This window comes from Anaerocolumna sp. AGMB13025 (assembly GCF_029689925.1).
Taxonomy (GTDB): domain Bacteria; phylum Bacillota; class Clostridia; order Lachnospirales; family Lachnospiraceae; genus Anaerocolumna.
In genome coordinates, this window is sequence record NZ_CP121445.1 from 73,444 (window position 1) to 93,903 (window position 20,460).

Here is a 20,460-nt window from a genome sequence, read left to right on the forward strand (position 1 = left end):
TAGCGGAAACTAATCCTTTGAATAGGATAAAACAGGTAATTGGGACAAAATTATGTAAAATGATTCCGTCGTAGACATCAGAATAAGCAGTATGGGGGGAGTACCCATATTGTTATACGGTTGTTATTAAGATAATGGAAGGTTGATAATAAAGCTGGTCTTTTCCTCAGTCGAGGTTACTTCGATCGTACCGTTGTGGGCATCAACGATGTTAGAAGAAATTGCTAGTCCGAGACCGGAACCACCAGGCTTATAAGTTACAAAGGGCTTGAAGATTGTGGGTAATTCATCAGCCGGGATTATCTTACCGTTATTCTGGACTTCAATTATTAGATGGGAAGGTACTGAAACTCTGCATACTATATTGATATAGCAGCCTCTCTCGGTTGCTTCAAATGCATTTCGAAGCAAGTTTGTAAAGACTTGGGTAATCTTTACCGGGTCTAAGGAATAGCTGATATAGTAGGGTATATCAGCTTCTGCTATCGTTAATGTCAAATCAATACCGTTTTGTTCGGCTAGGGGTAAAAAGGTGCTTATTACCGATTTTAGTAAAAGAAGGAAATCCTGCTTTTGCTTTGTTATTGATTCACTATGATTGAACTTACTAACCTCAGTTAACAAAATTTCTAATCCGTTTATATCTTCCGTTAATTGATTCCAGTATTTAAATTCTTTGGCTTCTGGGTGGACGGTTTCAATTAACTGGGCTGTACTCTTAATCAAAGTTAATGGATTTCGAATCTCGTGAGAGATTTGTGAGGTAAGAATATTACATTCTTTCATAGTTTTGTTAATAAAGTAAGCAAAATCATCATTGGAATTCATTAATTCCGTAAGTTTTTTTTGTTCTTCCTTCGTAAACATTTTGTTCACCTCCTGAACTAATATTAGCAGAATATGGTATATTATACAATATAATCTCATTTACAAGAAACGACAGTAAACACTTTGAAAATGATTATAAAATGTATATTAATGTAGTATTATTTGTAGAAAATTATATAAAATGATTTAGGAGGCAGAAATATGAGTAATAATTGTATATTTTGTAAGATTATTGGGAATGAAATTTCTTCGGTTTCGCTGTATGAAGATGACGATTTTAAGGTAATAATGGACATTTCCCCCGCTGCAAAGGGACATGCTGTTTTAATTCCCAAGAAGCATTTTGCCAATCTATTTGAAATGGATGAGAATACCGCTTCAAAAGTTTTTGTGGTAGTAGCCAAAGTGGCCAAGGCAATAAAAGAAGAATTAAACTGCGACGGTCTTAACATCCTGCAGAATAATGGAGAAGCAGCCGGTCAGACGGTATTCCATTTTCACATCCACTTTATCCCCAGATATTATAAGGATTCTGTAGATATTACCTGGGGACATGATCGTTACGGGGAAGGAGAAGCAGAGTCAATAGCAGAAGCAATCCGAGCAAGAATTGTTTAGGTAATGAATCATGAAAACACGCCAAATCAAAAGATGAAGTATTCTAAACCGAAAGATATCCGCAGAAAGCCATTAAGGTGAAAGAAAGCTTCATAACTTGATATGACGTGTTTTTTATATGAAAGTTATTATATTTAATTTCTGATTCTAAAGCTACATCAAATACTTGTAAAATATTTTTAAACAATTTTATAGGATATTGTAAAACCACAATAAGTACAAGTTAAAAAACTATTTTCATCATTTTAAAAGCAGTACCAAATTAAATTTACGTTAGGCTGGCGGTTAATGTGAAATATCCTTGATCAGTTTTATAATCGTTTCGATAGAATTATTTAACTCGCTCTGACTCATCGCCTCAATATATGTCTTTCGTTTTGTATAAACGGACTCAACGGCATCTAATAAAGAATCCTTTGATAAGGCTTCTTCCTTTAACACATAGCTGTAACCCTGACGTTCAAAAGACTCGGCATTTAAAATCTGGTCACCCCGGCTGGAAGCTGCCGAGAGAGGAATCAGAATGTGGGGTTTTCTTAGTGCCAGCAATTCGCAGATTGCATTGGCGCCTGCCCTTGAAATAACAACATCGGCAGCCTCTAACAGATCACTTAATTCTTTCTTTATATACTCAAACTGGACATAACCCGGAGTATTTCTTAAGCTTTCATCCAGTTTGTCTTTTCCGCATAGATGGACAACCTGAAATTTCTCCAGTAAGACAGGAAGAATGGCTCTTACTGCTTCATTGACCACTACGGAACCGGTACTGCCGCCTACTACTAATAACACTGGTTTATTACGGGAAAATCCGCAAAAGTCAAGTCCCCTCAGCTTATTGCCGGAAAATAGCTCCTGTCTGATGGGAGTTCCGGTTAAGACAGCCTTGCCCTCCGGCAGAAATTTGACTGTCTCGGGAAAATTGGCACATACCTTTTTGGCAGAGGGAATACTTATCTTATTGGCAAGACCGGGAGTCATATCAGATTCGTGGATAATAACCGGCACACCTTTTCGTTTGGCTGCAAGTACCACAGGAACCGATACAAAGCCTCCTTTGGAAAATACGACATCCGGTTTTAGCTTCTTAATTAAGGTCAACGCCTCAAAAAAACCTTTTACCACCTTAAAGGGATCGCTGAAATTTTTGGGATCAAAATACCGTCTTAATTTACCGGAGGATATGCCATAGTAAGGAATAGTAAGCTCCTCGATTAATTTTTTTTCAATGCCGTCATAGGATCCGATGTAATGAACCTCATATCCTTCTCTCTTTAGTGCAGGAAGCAAGGCGATGTTAGGAGTAACATGCCCGGCCGTTCCGCCCCCGGTTAAGACAATTCGTTTCATTTTTATACCCATTGCATATCGCAAGCTCCTTGCGATACTGCCACATAATAAAATGTGAAACAAGTTTCACAGGTTGGAAGAATCGTAGTGTGGCATCCTTTCAATTCTATATTTTCTTTCAACCTTTATTCAACCTTATTTTTTCCATTCCTTTAAGGCTTTTGTCAGCTGATCAGGACAGGAAGTTGATTTAAAGCCGCATTTTGTCCCTTCTAACCTTGTAATTACCTCATCAATGGACATACCTGCAACTAATTTAGAGATACCCGCAGTATTACCGGAGCATCCTCCTATAAAAATAACATTCTTAACAATATTGTCTTCTACTTCAAAACTGATTTCAGAGCAGCAGACACCAGAAGTCTTATATAACATAATCATCATATCCTTTCTATGTAAATGGTAACCCTTGAAATATTCAGATTCAAGTTCTTTATTATTATAACATTTTTTGAAGCCGGTGCAAGAATGAATTTAGATAAAATCGTTACAATTGCCGGATAGCCATAACACCTTGTGTATTTTGTGCAGGAATAATCTTGCAGTAAACCCTGAATTCCGTTATAATACATCAATATAGAGTATTGGGTAATTGCATTGAACGCAGATATCATATGGAAGGTTCTCAATTACCAATATAAGTTATGATTGTGAGGAGATGTAAGGTATGGATAGAATTGGTATAATTGGTGCAATGGATGAAGAAGTTAACCAGTTAAAGGGTAAGATGACAGAAGTAAAAGTTACCGGTAAAGCCGGAATGGATTTTTTATCCGGTAAACTTGGCAGTAAAGATGTTGTTATTGTACGTTCTGGTATCGGCAAAGTAAATGCAGCCATAAGTACTCAGATATTAATTGATGATTTTCAAACGGGTGTTGTAATCAATACCGGAATAGCCGGGTCCTTAAAAGCAGAAATCAACATCGGGGACATGGTTGTGTCAACTGATGCTCTTCATCATGACATGGATGCGACTGGCTTTGGCTATGAATACGGTGTTATTCCAAGAATGGAAACCTCAGTATTTAAAGCGGAAGAAGAGCTTGTTAAAAAAGCAGTCCGGATCTGCAGTCAGGTAAATCCTGATATAGCTGTATACTCCGGCAGAGTCGTAAGCGGTGATCAGTTTATCAGTGATAAAGCTAAGAAAACCTGGATCTCAAATCAGTTTGAGGGATTTTGTACAGAGATGGAAGGTGCAGCCATAGCACATACTGCATACTTAAATAAAGTTCCTTTTTTAATTATACGTGCCATATCCGATAAAGCAGATGACAGCGCCAATATGGATTATGGCAAGTTTGAAGCCGCAGCCATTGCCCATACGGTAAAATTTGTTACAGCCCTGATTGAGGAACTGTAAAAATCCCGTAATTAAATTATAGTAAGAAACTGGAGTCGATAAGACAAGTTTTCATTGACTGTAATTGACACAAAACTTTATAATACATCATATTTTTGAGAAAATCTTTGAAAATAATGATGAACCCTAAAGGCTTACGTTCCTGTATGACCGGATTTGTCAATCGATTTTATGGTCCCCTCTCTTTTCAAATGGTCAGTTATTCGATATAATAACTGTAAATTAATGGGAAGAAAGGGGACTTTATTGTGGTACAAGAGTTATTTGACAAAAATATTTTCTCGTACATAATGTTAGCTCTTTGCGCATGTGGAATATTATTAAAATTAATATTAAACCTGGTTTATTCACGGCTGATTAAAGCATCGGATAATATGGCAAAGTCAAAGAATAAATTAACGCAAATGATGAAAAAGAAGTTCGAAACGTATTACACACTTAAGATAGGTGTGAATAATGTGGATATCTTTGTGGATAAGTATGTATTTCGCCATAGAATATGTGGAATTCTTTTATCAACATGGGAAAATATCGGTGGACAAATTTTAATGCTTTGCCTTTTAATCGGCTCAATCAGTACGATTATAGGCCTTATTTATGAATGTGGAAAACAGCAGATTTTAAGTACATTTTCTGTGGGTATTTTAACAAGCGGGTTGTTGATATTTTTAGAGGGGCTCATTAACCTTGCCGGAAGAAAGGAATTAATCCGGCTGAATATGAAGGATTATTTTGAAAATATCTTAAAGGTCCGACTGGAACAGGAGCAGATTCAGCCTGAATTAATTGAGCAGTATAAGAAGGAATATCTCCGTGAGGAGGCAGCCCAGGCCATGAAGAGTTCTGAACTTATGGCAGCTTCAAGTGAGCAAGCCTTAAAACTGTCCAGAAAAGATAAGAGGGACATGCTGTCTAAGCAAAAGGCGGAAAGAATAAGAAAAAAGAAACAGCAGAAAGAGGCTAAGAGTCTTGAGCAGGCAGCGAAAAAAGCAGAGGCAAAAGCAGCCATAGCAAAGAAAAAAGAAGAAAAAGAACTGGCGAAGGAAAGAAAGAAATTACAAAAAGTCCAAAACAGGCAGAAGGCCCGTGAGGAAGACGAGCGTATTAAGAAAGAAACAAAATTGGCCTTAGAGAGAAAAAGAGAAGCAGAACGGGCTGAGATTGAGCGAATCAAAGCAGAAGTAAAAGCAAGTGAAGAACGTAAAAAAGAAGAAAAACACAGACAGGAAGAAATTAAAAAAGCTTTGATGTTAGAAAAGAAAGCCTTAAAAGAAGAAAAAGTGAAACCCCAGCCAGTAGAGTATAAAACAATAGCCCAGGAAAGAAAAGAAAATTTAAAGAGAGAGATCAGAGAACGCAGAAACTTAGAAGCTAATGAGGAAGCAAAAGACGTAATCCTCTCAAACAGGCAGGAGGATAAGATTGCAGCTGCTTTAATGGATGGAAAACCTGTGGAAGTAAAATCGTTTAAGGAAAATACCGGAGTTGAAGAAAAATCCCCTGAATCGGTTAGTGCTTCCAAAGCAGACAATGAAAAAATAAATACGAATAAAACAAGTATGGAGAAAGTTAATACAGAAAGAATGAATTCTGAAAAAGTAAATATAGAAAAAGCTAATATAGAAAAAGCCAATGCAGAAAAAGCAAATATTGAAAATATCAGAGCAGAAAAAGCTTATATTGAAAAGGCTAATATGGAGACTGCCCATGTGGAAAAAGCCAATATGGAAAAAGTCAAAGTAGAAAAAGCCCAGGTATTTAAAACCAGTACATCTTTAGAACCAGAAGTAAAGAATCAGGCTGTCAAAGGGGATACATCCTCTACAGTAAAGGCAAAACCAGTTTATAATAAGAAGGCAAAAACAACGGTTTCAGAAGATGAGAAATTAATAGAAGATATTTTAAAAGAATTTTTAGCTTAATAAATACATCCAAACTGTAAAAAAATATATTGATTAACCTGCATCACTTTGATAGAATAAAGAGGAAAATGAAATAATAACCCTATAATCAACTATTAAAGGAGTGCGTGAAATGAGCAAAAATGTAACGTTTGATTATTCAGCAGCAAAAGGGTTTATTGCCGAATCTGAGATTAAGATGATAGAAAAAATTGCAGAAAGTGCAAAGGCAGAGTTACTGAATAAAACAGGTGCAGGAAATGATTTTCTGGGATGGATTGACCTACCAGTAGACTATGACAAAGAAGAATTTAACCGTATACAGGCGGCTGCAAAGAAGATCCAGCAAGATTCCGAAGTTTTGTTAGTAATCGGAATTGGTGGATCTTATTTGGGTGCCAGAGCAGCCATAGAATTTTTAAGACACAGTTTTTATAATTCTGTATCAAAAGAAATCAGAAAAACTCCTGAAATTTATTATGTTGGCAATAATATCAGCAGTACTTATATCAGTCACTTAACCGAAGTGATCGGGGACAGGGATTTCTCCATTAATATTATAAGTAAATCCGGTACAACCACTGAACCAGCCATTGCATTTAGGGTATTTAAAAAGCTGTTGAACGAAAAATACGGCAGAGCAGAAGCGGCTAAGAGAATATATGCCACTACCGATAAGGAAAGAGGAGCGCTTAAGAACCTGGCAACAGAAGAAGGTTATGAAAGCTTTGTAGTTCCTGATGACGTAGGCGGACGTTATTCTGTTTTAACAGCAGTTGGTCTGTTACCTATAGCTGCAAGCGGTGCCGACATTAATAAATTAATGGAAGGCGCACAGAGCATGAGAGAACGCTGCCTTAACAATCCCTTTGAATCCAATGATGCTATGGTTTATGCGGCAGTTCGTAATATTCTCTTAAGAAAAGGAAAGAATATTGAAATTGTTGCCAACTATGAACCCTCCCTTCATTATGTATCTGAATGGTGGAAGCAGTTATACGGTGAAAGTGAAGGTAAGGACCAGAAAGGAATCTTCCCCGCAGCTGTTGACTTAACCACCGATCTTCACTCCATGGGTCAATTTATCCAGGATGGACAAAGAACCATGTTTGAAACAGTTATCAACCTTGTGAAATCTTCGAATGAAATTATTATGGAAGAGGAAGAAATTGACCTTGACGGATTGAATTATTTAGCTGGCAAGAGTGTGGATTTCATTAATAAAAGTGCAATGAACGGAACCAGGCTGGCTCATACCGACGGTAACGTTCCTAACTTAATGGTTAATCTTCCGGAACAGAATGAATTTTCTTTAGGTGAATTATTCTATTTCTTTGAATTTGCCTGCGGTATCAGCGGTTATATTCTGGGTGTGAATCCATTTGACCAACCGGGTGTGGAAAGCTATAAGAAGAATATGTTTGCACTTCTTGGTAAACCAGGCTTTGAAAAACAAAGAGAAGAACTTTTAAAGAGATTATAATTAATAAAGGGATTTAAATATTTAAGAGATTATAATTAACAAAGGGATTTTAATTATTTAAGAGCCTATAATTGACAAAGGGATTTTAAATATTTAAAAGCTTATAATTGACAAAATGATATTAAGTAAAGATATTATATATTGCAGTCTTTTACTGTCATATGAGTAAAAGATAAGGGGTTGTACCGGTGAATTCAAACTGCGGTGCAACCCCTTTTGCTATGTAAAGTAAAAGGAAGGTGAGTCTTATTACTATTCCAGGGTTTTCTGAAAGTGCTGGTAGTCCGGCTCAGTTTTCCAAAAGCCGCCCCAGGTGAAGCCTCGTTCTGTGAAAGCCTTATAACAGAGGTCTTTTTTGTTTATATAATAAGGACAGTCAAGTGTCCGGTCTGCATATTTACTGCCTTCTTCCGGTAATATGATAGTACCCTTCTTTGTATACTGGATATAAGGATTATACAGGGGGTTAATATCAATTGCCAACCCAAGTGCATGTTTAGATAAATGTGTGGATCCGGGTACCGGGCGGTAATTAAAAGAAGATGTGTTATTCGCTGCCATAGACGTATTATCATCCGCATCGTACTCATCCACCAGAACCATCTGTTCAATGGGATATTTCTTTTCATATAATTCTGAAAATATATCGACAATATCAGAGGCAATCCCTTTATTTACAATTAGCTCGCCTATATGTGTTTTCTCATCAAAGCCATAATATAAAACTCTTACATATCTTAAATCTTCAAAAGGTACGGTACAATCTTTCTTGTAGGATTTTCCAACAATACGTTTCTTAATATCCGCTTTAATCTTTTCATAGTAAAAACAGTTATCCATTATGAGGTCTCCCGGTTTCTTTATGTCAATTACCGTACCGGCTGATACTGTCCGAAGAGACTTTTTCGACATTGGCAGGGTACTAGTTGCTTTACTTGATTTACTATTGTTATTGCCGGCAGAGGTGCTGACTCCCTTAGAAGTGCTTTGGTTACCCCTGGCAGATAAGCGGATTCCGTCCAGACTAACAATCTCAGCCTTTGTACGATTGATTACAAGGAAAGAAACCAATATAAGAAGTAAAAATAGTGAAATTCTTCTTTTCATAATAACTGCACCATTTTATTTAACCCTCCTCTATAACATGAATCTCCAGGTAATCGAATTCAATCCGGTCAATAAAATTATCCTGGGTAAACCTGGTCTTATCGTGCTTTTTAAAGTCTTCAATAGTAGAGTCCAACCAAAATGGTTTTGACAAATCAAACTCATAACAGATTTCATCAATAGCATCAAAAATCTTTTTGGTACGGCTTAACTCTATTTTATCGTTACAGATAACCGTATCCTTAAGCATACGATTGTCCTTAAATATTTTGGCCCATAATCGGAACATAGCATTCTCCATTCGTCAAATAAAAATATTAATATCTGGTTTTACAACTACTATATCATTTCTTTTCACCCATTATAACATATGAACATCAGGACTGTATAGTTTTTTAGAGGCGGTTGTCTTTATAAACCTTAGCATAATTTATCCTCGTAAAGGTAAAAATAAGAAAAATAAACCTAAGGAGCAGAAATTATGATTGGATTTAGACCAGAGGAAACGAAGCAGATACCCGGAAGTTTGACAGTTAAATGAAGAATAAATTGCTGTAAGCCTTGATATAGGCTTATTTTTTTGTCAAATTTCGCGTAAATATATGTAGCTATTTTTGGCTATATATGGTATAATAAGGCATGGAGGTGTTTTTTATGAAACTAACTGTTAGTAAGTCCAAAAATTCTTCATCTTTCTATGTACAAAAAACCATACGCAAGCAGAATGGCTCTGTTACCACTGTTACAGTTGAAAAATTAGGTAACCTTGATGAAGTAAGAACAAAAGCTCATGGCATGGATCCATATATTTGGGCTCAGGAATACGTAAATGAACTCAATCGTAAAGTGTACGACGAACAGAAAGAGATTATTGTTAGTTATTCCCCTACTAAACTCTTAAAAAAGGGTGAGCAAAAAGCTTTTAACTGCGGATATCTTTTCTTGCAGGATGCTTACTACAGTCTTGGTCTCCACAAAATATGCAGCTCAATCCGTTCAAGGCATTCCTTTGAGTATGACCTAAATGATATCCTTTCCAAACTTATTTATACAAGGATTCTCTATCCTTCTTCTAAACTGGCTTCAAACAGGCAGGCCGACGTGTTCATAGAACAACCTTCTTTCGAACTGCATGATATTTATCGTGCCTTATCTGTTCTGGCACAAGAAAATGACTTTATCCAGGCAGAGCTTTATAAAAATAGTCAGAAAGTCGTGGAACGACGCAAGGATATCCTTTACTACGATTGTACTAACTTTTACTTTGAACTTGAAGAAGCGGATGATCTTCGCAGATACGGAAAGAGCAAGCAGCATCAGCCTTTACCCCTGGTTGGTATGGGTCTTTTCATGGATTACGATGGTATTCCTCTGGCTTTTGATATCTTTCCCGGAAATCAAAGCGAGCAGCCTACTCTGAAACCTTTAGAAAAAAAGGTGATCAGTGATTATGGTCTGGATCAGATCATTGTCTGCACCGATGCAGGGCTCTCATCCAAGAGCAACCGTAAATTTAATGATAAATCCATTGGAGGCGAGCGACTCCGTAGTTTTATTACTACGCAGTCAGTCAAACAACTCCCTTCCTATCTAAAAGACTTTGCCCTTGATCCAGATGGGTGGCGCCTGGCTGGCGACAGCCGAACCTATAACATTAGTGAGCTGGATGAAACAGAAGATTACAATAAGATTTACTACAAGGATCGCTGGATAAAAGAAGACCTGTCCCAAAGAAAAATCAAACAGGGTGCTACCCCACTGGAACAGCATTTGATTGTTTCCTTTTCTTTAAAGTATCAACGCTATCAACGCAAAATACGTCAGGGGCAGATTGACCGAGCACAGGAGCTTATCAATAGTGGAAAATATAAACAACGTCCCAAAAATCAGAACGACCCACACCGTTTTATTGGACATGAGGTTGTTACGGAGGATGGTGAGGTATGTTCAAAAGATATCCCATTTCTGGATGCAACTGCTATCCATGAAGAAGAACGATATGATGGTTTTTACTCCGTATGTACGAACCTTGAGAACATGGGGATTGATGAGATTATTAAGATTAACAAGAAGCGCTGGGAGATTGAGGAATGCTTCCGTATCATGAAAACAGAGTTTAAAGCCCGCCCTATATATCTTCAGAAAGAAGATCGTATCAAAGCACATTTCATTACGTGCTACATTGCATTATTCGTGTTCCGGGTACTGGAGAAAAAGCTTTCTGGAGAATACACCTGTGAAGAGATCATGGATACCTTGCGAACTATGATGATATCACGCCCAGGAGAAAAACTTGGTTACATACCAGCCTACACAAGGACAGACCTTACGGATGCTTTACATGAAGCCTTTGGTTTCCGTACGGATTATGAGATTATAACCGACGTTAACATGAAGAAGACTATTCGAGAAACAAAGAAAAAGTAATAATATATAGCTACATTTTTTCATCATTAAAAAGCGGAAAATGCCTTATAAATACAGCGTTTTCCGCTTTTGACCTGTCAAAGATGGGATTATAACATATGAACATCAGGACTGTATAGTTTTTTAGAGGCGGTTGTCTTTATAAACCTTAGCATAATTTATCCTCGTAAAGGTAAAAATAAGAAAAATAAACCTAAGGAGCAGAAATTATGATTGGATTTAGACCAGAGGAAACGAAGCAGATACCAGGCAGCTCAGAACAGGAAGTTCCGCCTGAGAAACCGGGGAGAGAAATAGGAATACCGACTCCATTTACCATACCGTCGCCCCAGCCGGATACCATAATAACCAGTCCGTCTCCGGAAATAACTCCAATACCATCAGAAAGTCCGGCAACAGTACCTGGACAGGAGTTACCGCCGATACAACCGGTTGAGTTTTTCTAAAAAGTAAAAGATTCTGTAATAAAGATACCCGGAACATGTTCAAGTTATGCTAGGAACTGCTTCCTGGTATCTTTCTTCATATAATATGTATAGTTCCCCTAATTGCCTGCAAATTGCTGCAAACAAAGTGGCAGAGCTTTTGAAGGTGCTATTCACGACTGGAATATCTTGCATTTCCTATCAAGATATTATAGAATTACATTATGATTTTGAGTTTTATGCCGATAAGGAGGAGTATGGAAATGGAAGGGCAGGAACGCCGAGAAAAATTAATAGAACTGTTGCAAACTGCAAAAGAACCCATATCCGGTACGGAACTGGCGAAAAAGCTATTAGTCAGCAGGCAGGTCATCGTTCAGGATATTGCCCTTTTGCGTGCCACAAATAAGAATATCCTATCGACTACAAAAGGTTATATGATATACTTTCAGGAAAAACAAAAAGTAAACCGCTGCTTTTTAGTAAAACACTCAACGGAAGAAATAGAGGATGAATTATGTACAATAGTAGATAACGGCGGGAAAGTATTAGACGTTATCGTTGCCCATGATCTTTACGGAGAAATCGCCGCCGATTTAATTATAAAAAACCGGCAGGATGTATATGACTTTGTAAAAAAGGTAAAATTAAGAAATACAGTTCCATTAAAAGAATTAACCGACGGTGTCCACCTTCATACGGTGGAGGCAGATTCAGAGGATATTTTAGACAATATCGAAAAAGCCTTAAGGGAGAAGAGGTACTTACTGGACCCCTGACACCTTAAGATAAACCTTTTGACAATCTGCCATGATATTGGTAAAATAAAAACGAAAGTAAGAGAAACATAGACTGGCTGTTTACAGCTATGTTAAAAGAGGAAGTGCAAGGATGTCATATACTGCTCTTTACAGAAAGTTCCGGCCAGGCGATTTTAATGATGTCAAGGGTCAGGATCATATTGTAACAACCTTAAAGAATCAGGTAAAAGCAGACCGTATCGGTCATGCCTATTTATTTTGCGGGACCAGGGGAACCGGTAAGACTACCGTTGCTAAAATACTCGGCAAAGCCGTCAACTGTGAACACCCGGTAGATGGTAATCCCTGCAATGAATGTCCCACCTGTAAATCCATTAATAACCAGACGTCAATGAATGTAATTGAGATAGATGCTGCCTCTAACAACGGTGTTGATAACATAAGGGAAATCGTGGAGGAGGTTCGCTACTCTCCCACGGAAGGCAGATTTAAGGTATATATTATCGACGAGGTTCATATGCTTTCAGCGGGTGCTTTTAATGCCCTGTTAAAAACCCTGGAAGAACCCCCGTCCTATGTAATCTTCATACTGGCAACGACAGAAGCTCATAAGATTCCCATTACAATTCTCTCAAGGTGCCAGCGCTATGATTTTAAGCGAATTACCATAGATACCATAGCAGCAAGGCTTACCGACTTAATTCAGCGGGAAGAAGTAGAAGCTGAGGAAAAAGCGGTCCGCTATGTAGCCAGAATGGGTGATGGCTCCTTAAGGGATGCTTTAAGTTTGCTAGACCAATGCATCGCCTTTTATTTCGGGGAGAAACTGACCTTTGATAAAGTGTTAGAAGTACTTGGTGCAGTGGATATTGAAGTGTTTGCAAGACTGCTTGACTTCATACAAAGCGGTAATGTATCCGGTTCCATGGCTTTACTTGAGGAACTTATTATAAAAGGGAAAGAATTGACTCAGTTTACCATTGATTTTACCTGGTATTTAAGAAATCTGCTGTTAGTAAAGACGTCGGAGGATACCTCTGAGGTAATCGAGGTATCAACGGATAACCTGGTTATTTTAAAACAACAGGCAGAAGGTATGGATGTGGAGACTTTAATACGCTACATCCGGATTTTTTCAGATTTATCCAATCAGATAAAATATGCCTCCCAGAAAAGGGTCATGGTGGAAGTGGCACTCATTAAATTATGCAGACCCCAGATGGAGACGGGTTATGAAGATATCATAAACCGTCTGAAACTTATTGAAAACAAACTGGAGAACGGTATCATAGCAGCACCTGGTGTAACGGCTGTGGATAAACCGGTAATGATGGCTGTAAAAGAAGAACCATCCGCGCCGGTAGTCCTGCAAAAAGCAGTATCCGCAGATTTACAGGAGCTAGCGAAGAATTGGAACAATATTGTAGCCGTAACTTCCCGTTTAACCAAGGCTTCCCTAATGAATGCGAAGCCCAGTATCGGTAATAATGATTCCTTGCTTTTGGTATTTACCGAATCCATGGACAAAGATTTAGTATCCCAGGAAAGCCACATGGAGGAATTAAAAGCAGCCATAGCAAAGATTATCCATAAAGAAGTAGAGATACAGACAAAACTGTTAACAGAGGGAAAAGAAAATCTAGATGATATTCCTGATTTAACAAAAATAATAAAGAATATATCCATTGAATACGAAGATTAAGAATCGGAAGGAGAATAAATCATGGCAAAACGCGGTGGATTTCCGGGAGGAGCAATGCCCGGCAATATGAATAACTTAATGAAACAGGCTCAAAGAATGCAAAAGCAGATGGAAGAGAAAACCAAAGAGATAGAGGAAAAGGAATGGGAGGCTTCTGTTGGCGGCGGAGCGGTTACGGTTAAAGTATCCGGCAAAAAAGAACTTACCTCCGTAACCTTATCCAAAGAAGTCGTTGATCCTGATGATATCGAAATGCTTCAGGACTTAATAACCGCAGCAGTGAATGAAGCGTTCCGTAAGATGGAGGATGAATCACAGGCTGCTATGAGTTCCATAACCGGAGGGTTAGGCGGCGGCTTAGGAGGATTTCCTTTCTAATGAATTATTACAGCAGTCAGATCAGTAAATTAATCGAAGAATTATCCAGACTGCCGGGAATCGGAGCGAAAACTGCACAAAGGCTTGCCTTTCATATCATTAATCTGCCTCAGGATCAGGTAAATAGTTTATCAGAGGCGATAACCTCGGCTAAGCAGAATGTCAGATACTGTTCCAACTGTTACACACTAACAGACAGTGAGTTATGTCCAATCTGTGCCAGTGAAAAGCGTAACAGAAATGTCATTATGGTAGTAGAGAATCCAAGAGATCTGGCGGCTTATGAAAAAACCGGAAGATTCGATGGCGTATATCACGTACTCCATGGTGCAATCTCACCGATGCTTGGCATCGGTCCGGATGATATTAAATTAAAAGAATTAATACAACGCTTACAAGGTGATGTAGACGAAGTCATAATAGCGACGAACTCAAGCCTGGAAGGGGAAACCACTGCTATGTATATCAGCAAGCTGATTAAACCTACCGGAATAAAAGTAAGCCGGATTGCAAGCGGTGTTCCTGTTGGCGGGGATTTGGAATATATAGACGAGGTAACATTACTTCGGGCCCTGGAAGGGCGGGTAGAGTTGTAAAGATAACAAATCACTTGTCACCAGGCACTACCCTTTATCCAAAAGGCAACTCCGTATCCTCGAGCAAGTAGAATTGGTTGGCATATTGGAAATTGTAATAGAAATTATAATAGAAATAAAACAGACCAGGAGAAAGGTATTAAACCGCCCCTCTGGTCTGTTTTTTTTGCTTAGTTGATTTGTCTAAACTTTTTATCTTTTATTGAATCGTTCTATAAAGACTGACACTAATATCCGAAGGATAGCGACTCCTAAGATCATAGTTTATTGGACAATGTCCTGACAGTGCAATTATTTGCTCTCCATCTGATGCCGAAAAAGTAAATCTACGCGTGCTGTTCTCGTCCACGCCATAAGTATTACTCTTTTTATTCGAGGTTATAATTAATTTGCCTATGGCAGGATTACCCAGGTAATCCACAAGGTCCTCGGAGATGTTAGTGATATACTCATCCTTATCTAAAGTAAAGGTGTATTTAGTACCTCCTATTGCCCCATGGATGGGTGTATAATAATTGGAATCATATACAAGCTGAATGGCATCTACTACCTCTCCAGCATAAACGATAATAGAGGTAAGCTTTGATTTCGAATAAGCCAAGGTATAATCATTAAATATGGTTGAACTATACTGTGAAACAGAGAGATTGAACAGCGGAACCATTACATTATTTCTGAGATTTACATCACCGTAAAAGGTAAATGCATCATGAGCCCATTGTTTGTCAGGTGTTGGATTTTTCAGTTCATATCCCTGTGCACCCGGGCTGCAAAGTCCTTTTGCATCAAGACTGTACATGAATGAGATAATACTGGGGTCAAGCTCTATGTAATTAGGGGTACTATCATCCGTAGCACCTGTATAATTTATATTATAAGGTTCCCGGTCTTTTATAACCTTATTAATTTTTACCTTTTGGATTTGTTCGTCAGTATTCGCATCGGTTATTTGAATCCACTCTGGTTTCCAGTCATCTGAAATTCGAATATAATCCTTGCGCAGGCAGAAGGCGCTGATGTTACTTTTAGGAATATTAAAAGGCAGCTCAAATCTGTAGCAGTCTACATCACCACGTTCAAAGTCATTATATCCTGCTCTGTCCAGTAGTATTTCATATTTTTTCTTATCCTTTGTAAGCACACCAAAATAAACGTTATCGTCTGTTCCAGACCATTTATCTTTGCTGGTTTTTATTGTTATATTTAAATTTCTTATGGTACTAATGCACCGCTTATGCTCGTAGTGTGCCACACCACCCTTTTCCTGAGCTAAGGCATTCAGATTATCAGGTCCTATAAGGCACAGCTTACACATATTCAGGCAATTGTAAAAGGCAGTAAAATCCTGATTGTTCGTATCTCTTGATTCTCCGAAGTTCCCGAAGTCTCTGTCAAGCTGCTCAGTAATATTGGTATCTTCAAATAAAAATCCGTTATTTAAAAAGGTTGCCGGATCTTTCAGCATATCTTTGATTTCCTGTATCGCAGTTTCAACGTCGTCATATTCTCTGCCGGTAGCAACACATACAAATCGTATAATCAGATTTTTAACAATATTATGAAGAACTTCCTTAATCTGATTTAAAATAGCTAGATTATCAATAATTTCTGAAACTGCATGGAATGCTTCTACCATAAAATCTGGGACACCTATCATCTTTAGGAAATAGTAGGAGAACCATTCCTCCATGTCAGCTTTCATCTTCAAAAAACTATCTTCACTCATGGAATCCGCAGCAATCCTGTTCCAGGTAGTAATCCACTCAAGAATACCTTTATCAATATCTTTATCCCAGCAATTAAAATAGTTAAAGACATTTAAAGAAGCATAAGTATTTTTCTGGGAGATTTTATGTATGCTATTGGACATCCTGGACATGAAATCAAGGATATTTAACGAATTATCATCGGGATATCTTGCTATACCTGCTGGGTTAGTAAAGCATTCTTTTATAAATAAAGCAGGCACCTTTATTGACAGGTCCTCATCTGCTGACACCTTTTGATCCATATAAGCTTCTACCAGGATATGTCTAATTACAATCTTTGCATTTTCAGTATTAGTGGGATCCAGAATATCATTAATAGATGGGAACCAGCCCTTAGCCCAGCCATTTACATAATCATGTCCGTATAAATCCCCTGCATAATGCATCATTACACCACAATAGAAGGCTATAATTTCCTCCCTTTTTGTATCCTGGGGTGACAAATCTAATACCGCTTGAAATAAATATTCCAGCCACTCCCCGGAGTTTTCCGGATGGATAACCGTCTGACCCACAATCATATCCGGTAAAAAGTCTGGTCCAATGGAACCTGCTCTAAAGTACTCCGGATTGTTGATAATGGCTTGTCTGATTTCTTTGGGAACTGCATAAGAACCTATTTGATTCAGATTAAGTTTCCCTTTCTTCAAATCTTCAAGAATTAAGTTTGCCATCAAAATATGTGTTTTGCTTTTCATATAAACCTCCTTAGTAATTTTTTTATATTATTGAATACACCTATAAGAATTTACCTCTGTTTAAATACAGCCTACCACAGATTTGTCTTAGGAACAGGTTCCAATACCTCTCTTTTTATCCGAATAAGTACTATAAAAACAGAAGAAACCCTCTATCGTGCTTCATTAATACAATTCTAGCACTTCACTTCCTACATAAAAATTACACTAGTGTGAGGTTAATTAAAATTAAATTTTTAACTGGTCATTTGCCAGTGTGAAGTCTTTTAGAATAGCGTTAGATTAATTTTAAGTAAAAGTATAATACCTACTGCGAGTCAAAGACTGAATTAACCAGGAAAGAATAAGGATTATATTTTGCAAATATCAACAAAATATAATCCTTATTCTTTCCTGGTTGATCTAGATTTTAAAACTGCTACAGTTATAAATTATAAAAATAAAATATCATGAATCAATAATACCTAAACTTTTTGCTTTTAAAATAGCATCCACGGCACAATTGACACCAAGCTTTAAATATACCAGCTTTGTATGAGCTTTGATGGTATTGATAGTCAGTCCGGTCATTTTTACGATTTCTGCATTTTTGTAACCTTGTGCCAGCAGCTTAAGGATATATGTCTGCTGTTTTGAAAGCTTAACCGGTTTTTCATTTAAGTATGCCGTGATTCCTTTATGTTTTTTGGAGACCTTATAAGCACAGATATAAACCTGCTCCAAATAGTGACGATCAATCTGCCCCTGATAATCTGCTCTGTCGGTCTTAGCAATTATCTTTTTTAAAATTGGCAGTACTGACCCACCTTCATCTGCAATGATACGCATAACCCAGTAAGGCTGCATTGCAACCAAAACGGTTTCAAGGGTTTTAACAGCTTCCTTTTTAAATCCTGTTGCCCATTCAAGTACTGCCTGTAATACGGCTGCTTCGGCAATATCTAGGGGTCGGTGATACTCTGTTCCAATTTTTTTTAATTTTTGGATAATCACCAGGGCTTCCTCCCGTTTTGACAGCACGATATAAGCCCTTACAGTAGTGAAATATTGATAGAGCTTATAAAAATAAAGCTGTTCATCATTAGTAACAAAAAATTTCTCCAGCCATAATTTCGCTGCTTCTTTATCCGCATCCCATAGTCTTTGCTTTACATCAATAGCAGACATATTCGGCAGCAGATAAAGGGCATTTTCCTTCTTAATGTACTCGGAAATAGTCATTCTTGCAGTTTCGGATTCTTTATTTTTTTCCATTGCATTTAGTATAAGTGATAAAATCATAAATACACAGAAACGTATTTCCAGCCGGGTGTCTTTTTTTAGCTTGCTTTGAGCTAATAGAATTACCTTATTGGCTTTTTCAAGTTCATTCAGTTCATAATAAAGGCCTGATCTAACGCAATAGCAAAACAAATCGGTTTCATTGGCATAAAAAATACCGAAAGCTTCTTTTATGGCCTGTAAACGGTTATCCATATCAAGCACGATATCCAGGCAGTCAAAGATAGAACGGTGCATAATCGGAAAATTTTGCGTCATGGATGGCGTGTACATATTGATGCGATAGAGATTTTTTTCAGGTAGTGTATTTATCCAGTTTGAGAATTCTTCGGAATACTCATAAAGGCTTTGGCGGAAATCAGCGAATCTGATTACACTGACATAACCAATCATATCTTTTTCCATGATCACCTTTACTTTTTCTTCCGATTCAAGATAATCATATATCATATCAATATAATGCAGGGTAGCCTCTGCATTCCCATTTAAGAAATTAGTCCAGGCAAATTCAATTAGGAGAGGGATATCTTCTTTAATAAATTCATCGGAAAGCTTGTCATGAACAAGAACAGAAAAAGTATTAAGCCATTCTTCGACACTAAAATCCATATAAATAACGTTTAATTCGTAGAGGGACATATCAATGCCGTCATGATTTCTTGCACGGACGTAGTAATCCAGTGCTGTGAAATATTCCTTCCGGTCAAAATACAGGCTTGCAAGTTTAAGATTTAAGGCAGATATTTGGATATCCGTACATTCCATTAACTTTCCACGCAGAAAATCTAAAAACAAGTGGTGGTATCGGTAAGTATTGGCTGAGGTTTTGATTACAAAGGCGTTTTGAACAATAAGTTCATGCAAAACTGCTTCTGTATTTTGCCTATTAGTAAGAATGCTGCATAACGGAGCATCTAACTCATCGGCGGCAGAGGTAAGGAGCATGAATTCCCGTAACTCCTTGTCCCATTTTTCCCATATATTTTTATTGATATAATTAGCGAGTATCCGGTCGTCACCCTGTACCGGCTCAATCTGTTCACTTTTGGAAAGTACACCGATTCCCATAGCCCAGCCGCCAGTAATATCCAATACGGTCTGTGCCTGGTTTCTAGTTATAGCTCGTCCTAAAGCACTGTAATATTGCTGTATTTCTACTGCAGAAAAGGAAAGCTCGAGGGCGGTAATAGGAATAACTTTTCTGACGTCTGTAAGCTCGTTGAACTCTTCGGATAGATTGACTCTGCTTAAAAGCAGAACATGAAAGGAATGTGGCAGACGCTTTAAGATAAAGGGCAGGGATTTTAAAATTTCTTTATTGGTGATGGTATGTAAATCGTCAAGAATTAAGACATAAGTCTGTTCGTCCTGTACAAACTCGGACAAAAGATTGATGGTATATTCAATTGGCGCGGAATTGAAGGCTTTGCTGGATAAGATCTCCTGCATTTTTGTGTTGTCCGGCTGGGCAGATAAGATACCGGTGCAAAATAATTTATAGAATACAAATTGGGCGTTATCGTATTCATCCAGCCCAATCCACACTGATTTGCGCCCTGACGCTTTGACCCACAGCAAGGTTGAGATTGTTTTACCATATCCAGCAGGTGCACAGACTACTGCCAATCGGTTTGCACTTGCCTCATTATATAGATTTAAGAGTTCTTGTCTTGGTGCGCAGATTCCGGGAAGCGGTGCTGGTATGAATTTGTCATTGATACAATTAATAACTGCCATAAAAATTATCCCCCATATTTAACATATTATACC

17 protein-coding genes are annotated in these 20,460 nt (G+C 37.8%); 10 read left to right on the forward strand and 7 right to left on the reverse strand.

The window, feature by feature from the left end:
- Positions 1-126: 126 nt before the first annotated feature.
- Positions 127-867 (reverse strand): sensor histidine kinase, encoded by a 741-nt coding sequence (locus QA584_RS00325; protein ID WP_278272541.1) that lies wholly within the window; start codon positions 865-867, stop codon positions 127-129.
- A gap of 162 nt (positions 868-1,029) precedes the next feature.
- On the opposite strand from QA584_RS00325, the gene QA584_RS00330 reads away from it, so the two are divergent.
- Positions 1,030-1,446, forward strand: coding sequence for an HIT family protein (locus QA584_RS00330; RefSeq protein WP_278272542.1), 417 nt, complete (start codon positions 1,030-1,032; stop codon positions 1,444-1,446).
- 285 nt (positions 1,447-1,731) lie between these two features.
- Here QA584_RS00330 and QA584_RS00335 read toward each other — a convergent pair whose 3' ends face one another.
- A complete protein-coding gene (locus QA584_RS00335) occupies positions 1,732-2,796 on the reverse strand; it encodes an undecaprenyldiphospho-muramoylpentapeptide beta-N-acetylglucosaminyltransferase (RefSeq protein WP_278275090.1) in 1,065 nt (354 codons plus the stop codon).
- A gap of 135 nt (positions 2,797-2,931) precedes the next feature.
- The gene (locus tag QA584_RS00340) at positions 2,932-3,171 is read right to left on the reverse strand and encodes a TIGR03905 family TSCPD domain-containing protein (protein WP_278272543.1); all 240 of its coding nucleotides are present in this window, start codon (positions 3,169-3,171) and stop codon (positions 2,932-2,934) included.
- Between the two features lie 292 nt (positions 3,172-3,463).
- Between QA584_RS00340 and QA584_RS00345 the strand changes: the two genes are divergently transcribed.
- From QA584_RS00345 to QA584_RS00355, 3 genes are all read left to right on the forward strand, one after another.
- Positions 3,464-4,162: a 5'-methylthioadenosine/adenosylhomocysteine nucleosidase gene (locus tag QA584_RS00345; RefSeq protein ID WP_278272544.1), complete on the forward strand. Its 699-nt coding sequence runs from the start codon at positions 3,464-3,466 to the stop codon at positions 4,160-4,162.
- Positions 4,163-4,410: 248 nt separating this feature from the next.
- Positions 4,411-6,084, forward strand: a complete 1,674-nt coding sequence (locus tag QA584_RS00350; RefSeq protein WP_278272545.1) for a hypothetical protein — start codon at positions 4,411-4,413, stop codon at positions 6,082-6,084.
- A gap of 112 nt (positions 6,085-6,196) precedes the next feature.
- Complete coding sequence (locus tag QA584_RS00355; protein WP_278272546.1) at positions 6,197-7,546, forward strand: glucose-6-phosphate isomerase; 1,350 nt, start codon at positions 6,197-6,199, stop codon at positions 7,544-7,546.
- A 252-nt stretch (positions 7,547-7,798) separates the two neighbouring features.
- Here the strand turns inward: QA584_RS00355 and QA584_RS00360 are convergent, their stop codons facing one another.
- On the reverse strand, positions 7,799-8,653 hold the full coding sequence (locus QA584_RS00360) for a M15 family metallopeptidase (RefSeq protein WP_278272547.1): 855 nt from the start codon (positions 8,651-8,653) through the stop codon (positions 7,799-7,801).
- Positions 8,654-8,672: 19 nt separating this feature from the next.
- Positions 8,673-8,942, reverse strand: coding sequence for a hypothetical protein (locus QA584_RS00365; RefSeq protein WP_278272548.1), 270 nt, complete (start codon positions 8,940-8,942; stop codon positions 8,673-8,675).
- Positions 8,943-9,307: 365 nt separating this feature from the next.
- Between QA584_RS00365 and QA584_RS00370 the strand changes: the two genes are divergently transcribed.
- From QA584_RS00370 to recR, 6 genes are all read left to right on the forward strand, one after another.
- The gene (locus QA584_RS00370; RefSeq protein WP_278269738.1) at positions 9,308-11,080 is read left to right on the forward strand and encodes an IS1634 family transposase; all 1,773 of its coding nucleotides are present in this window, start codon (positions 9,308-9,310) and stop codon (positions 11,078-11,080) included.
- A 209-nt stretch (positions 11,081-11,289) separates the two neighbouring features.
- Positions 11,290-11,526, forward strand: coding sequence for a hypothetical protein (locus QA584_RS00375; RefSeq protein ID WP_278272549.1), 237 nt, complete (start codon positions 11,290-11,292; stop codon positions 11,524-11,526).
- 242 nt (positions 11,527-11,768) lie between these two features.
- The gene (locus tag QA584_RS00380) at positions 11,769-12,284 is read left to right on the forward strand and encodes a transcription repressor NadR (protein WP_278272550.1); all 516 of its coding nucleotides are present in this window, start codon (positions 11,769-11,771) and stop codon (positions 12,282-12,284) included.
- A 112-nt stretch (positions 12,285-12,396) separates the two neighbouring features.
- Entirely contained in the window at positions 12,397-13,968 is a 1,572-nt protein-coding gene (gene dnaX / locus QA584_RS00385) for a DNA polymerase III subunit gamma/tau (protein WP_278272551.1), read from the forward strand.
- Positions 13,969-13,989: 21 nt separating this feature from the next.
- Positions 13,990-14,346 carry a YbaB/EbfC family nucleoid-associated protein gene (locus tag QA584_RS00390; RefSeq protein WP_278272552.1) on the forward strand — a complete coding sequence of 119 codons (357 nt, stop codon included), beginning with the start codon at positions 13,990-13,992 and terminating at the stop codon, positions 14,344-14,346.
- On the forward strand, positions 14,346-14,942 hold the full coding sequence (gene recR / locus QA584_RS00395; protein WP_278272553.1) for a recombination mediator RecR: 597 nt from the start codon (positions 14,346-14,348) through the stop codon (positions 14,940-14,942). Before QA584_RS00390 ends, recR begins: the two co-directional genes overlap by 1 nt.
- 199 nt (positions 14,943-15,141) lie before the next feature.
- Here the strand turns inward: recR and QA584_RS00400 are convergent, their stop codons facing one another.
- On the reverse strand, positions 15,142-17,409 hold the full coding sequence (locus QA584_RS00400; RefSeq protein WP_278272554.1) for a jacalin-like lectin: 2,268 nt from the start codon (positions 17,407-17,409) through the stop codon (positions 15,142-15,144).
- Positions 17,410-17,856: 447 nt separating this feature from the next.
- Positions 17,857-20,427 (reverse strand): LuxR C-terminal-related transcriptional regulator, encoded by a 2,571-nt coding sequence (locus QA584_RS00405; protein ID WP_278272555.1) that lies wholly within the window; start codon positions 20,425-20,427, stop codon positions 17,857-17,859.
- Positions 20,428-20,460: the final 33 nt, after the last annotated feature.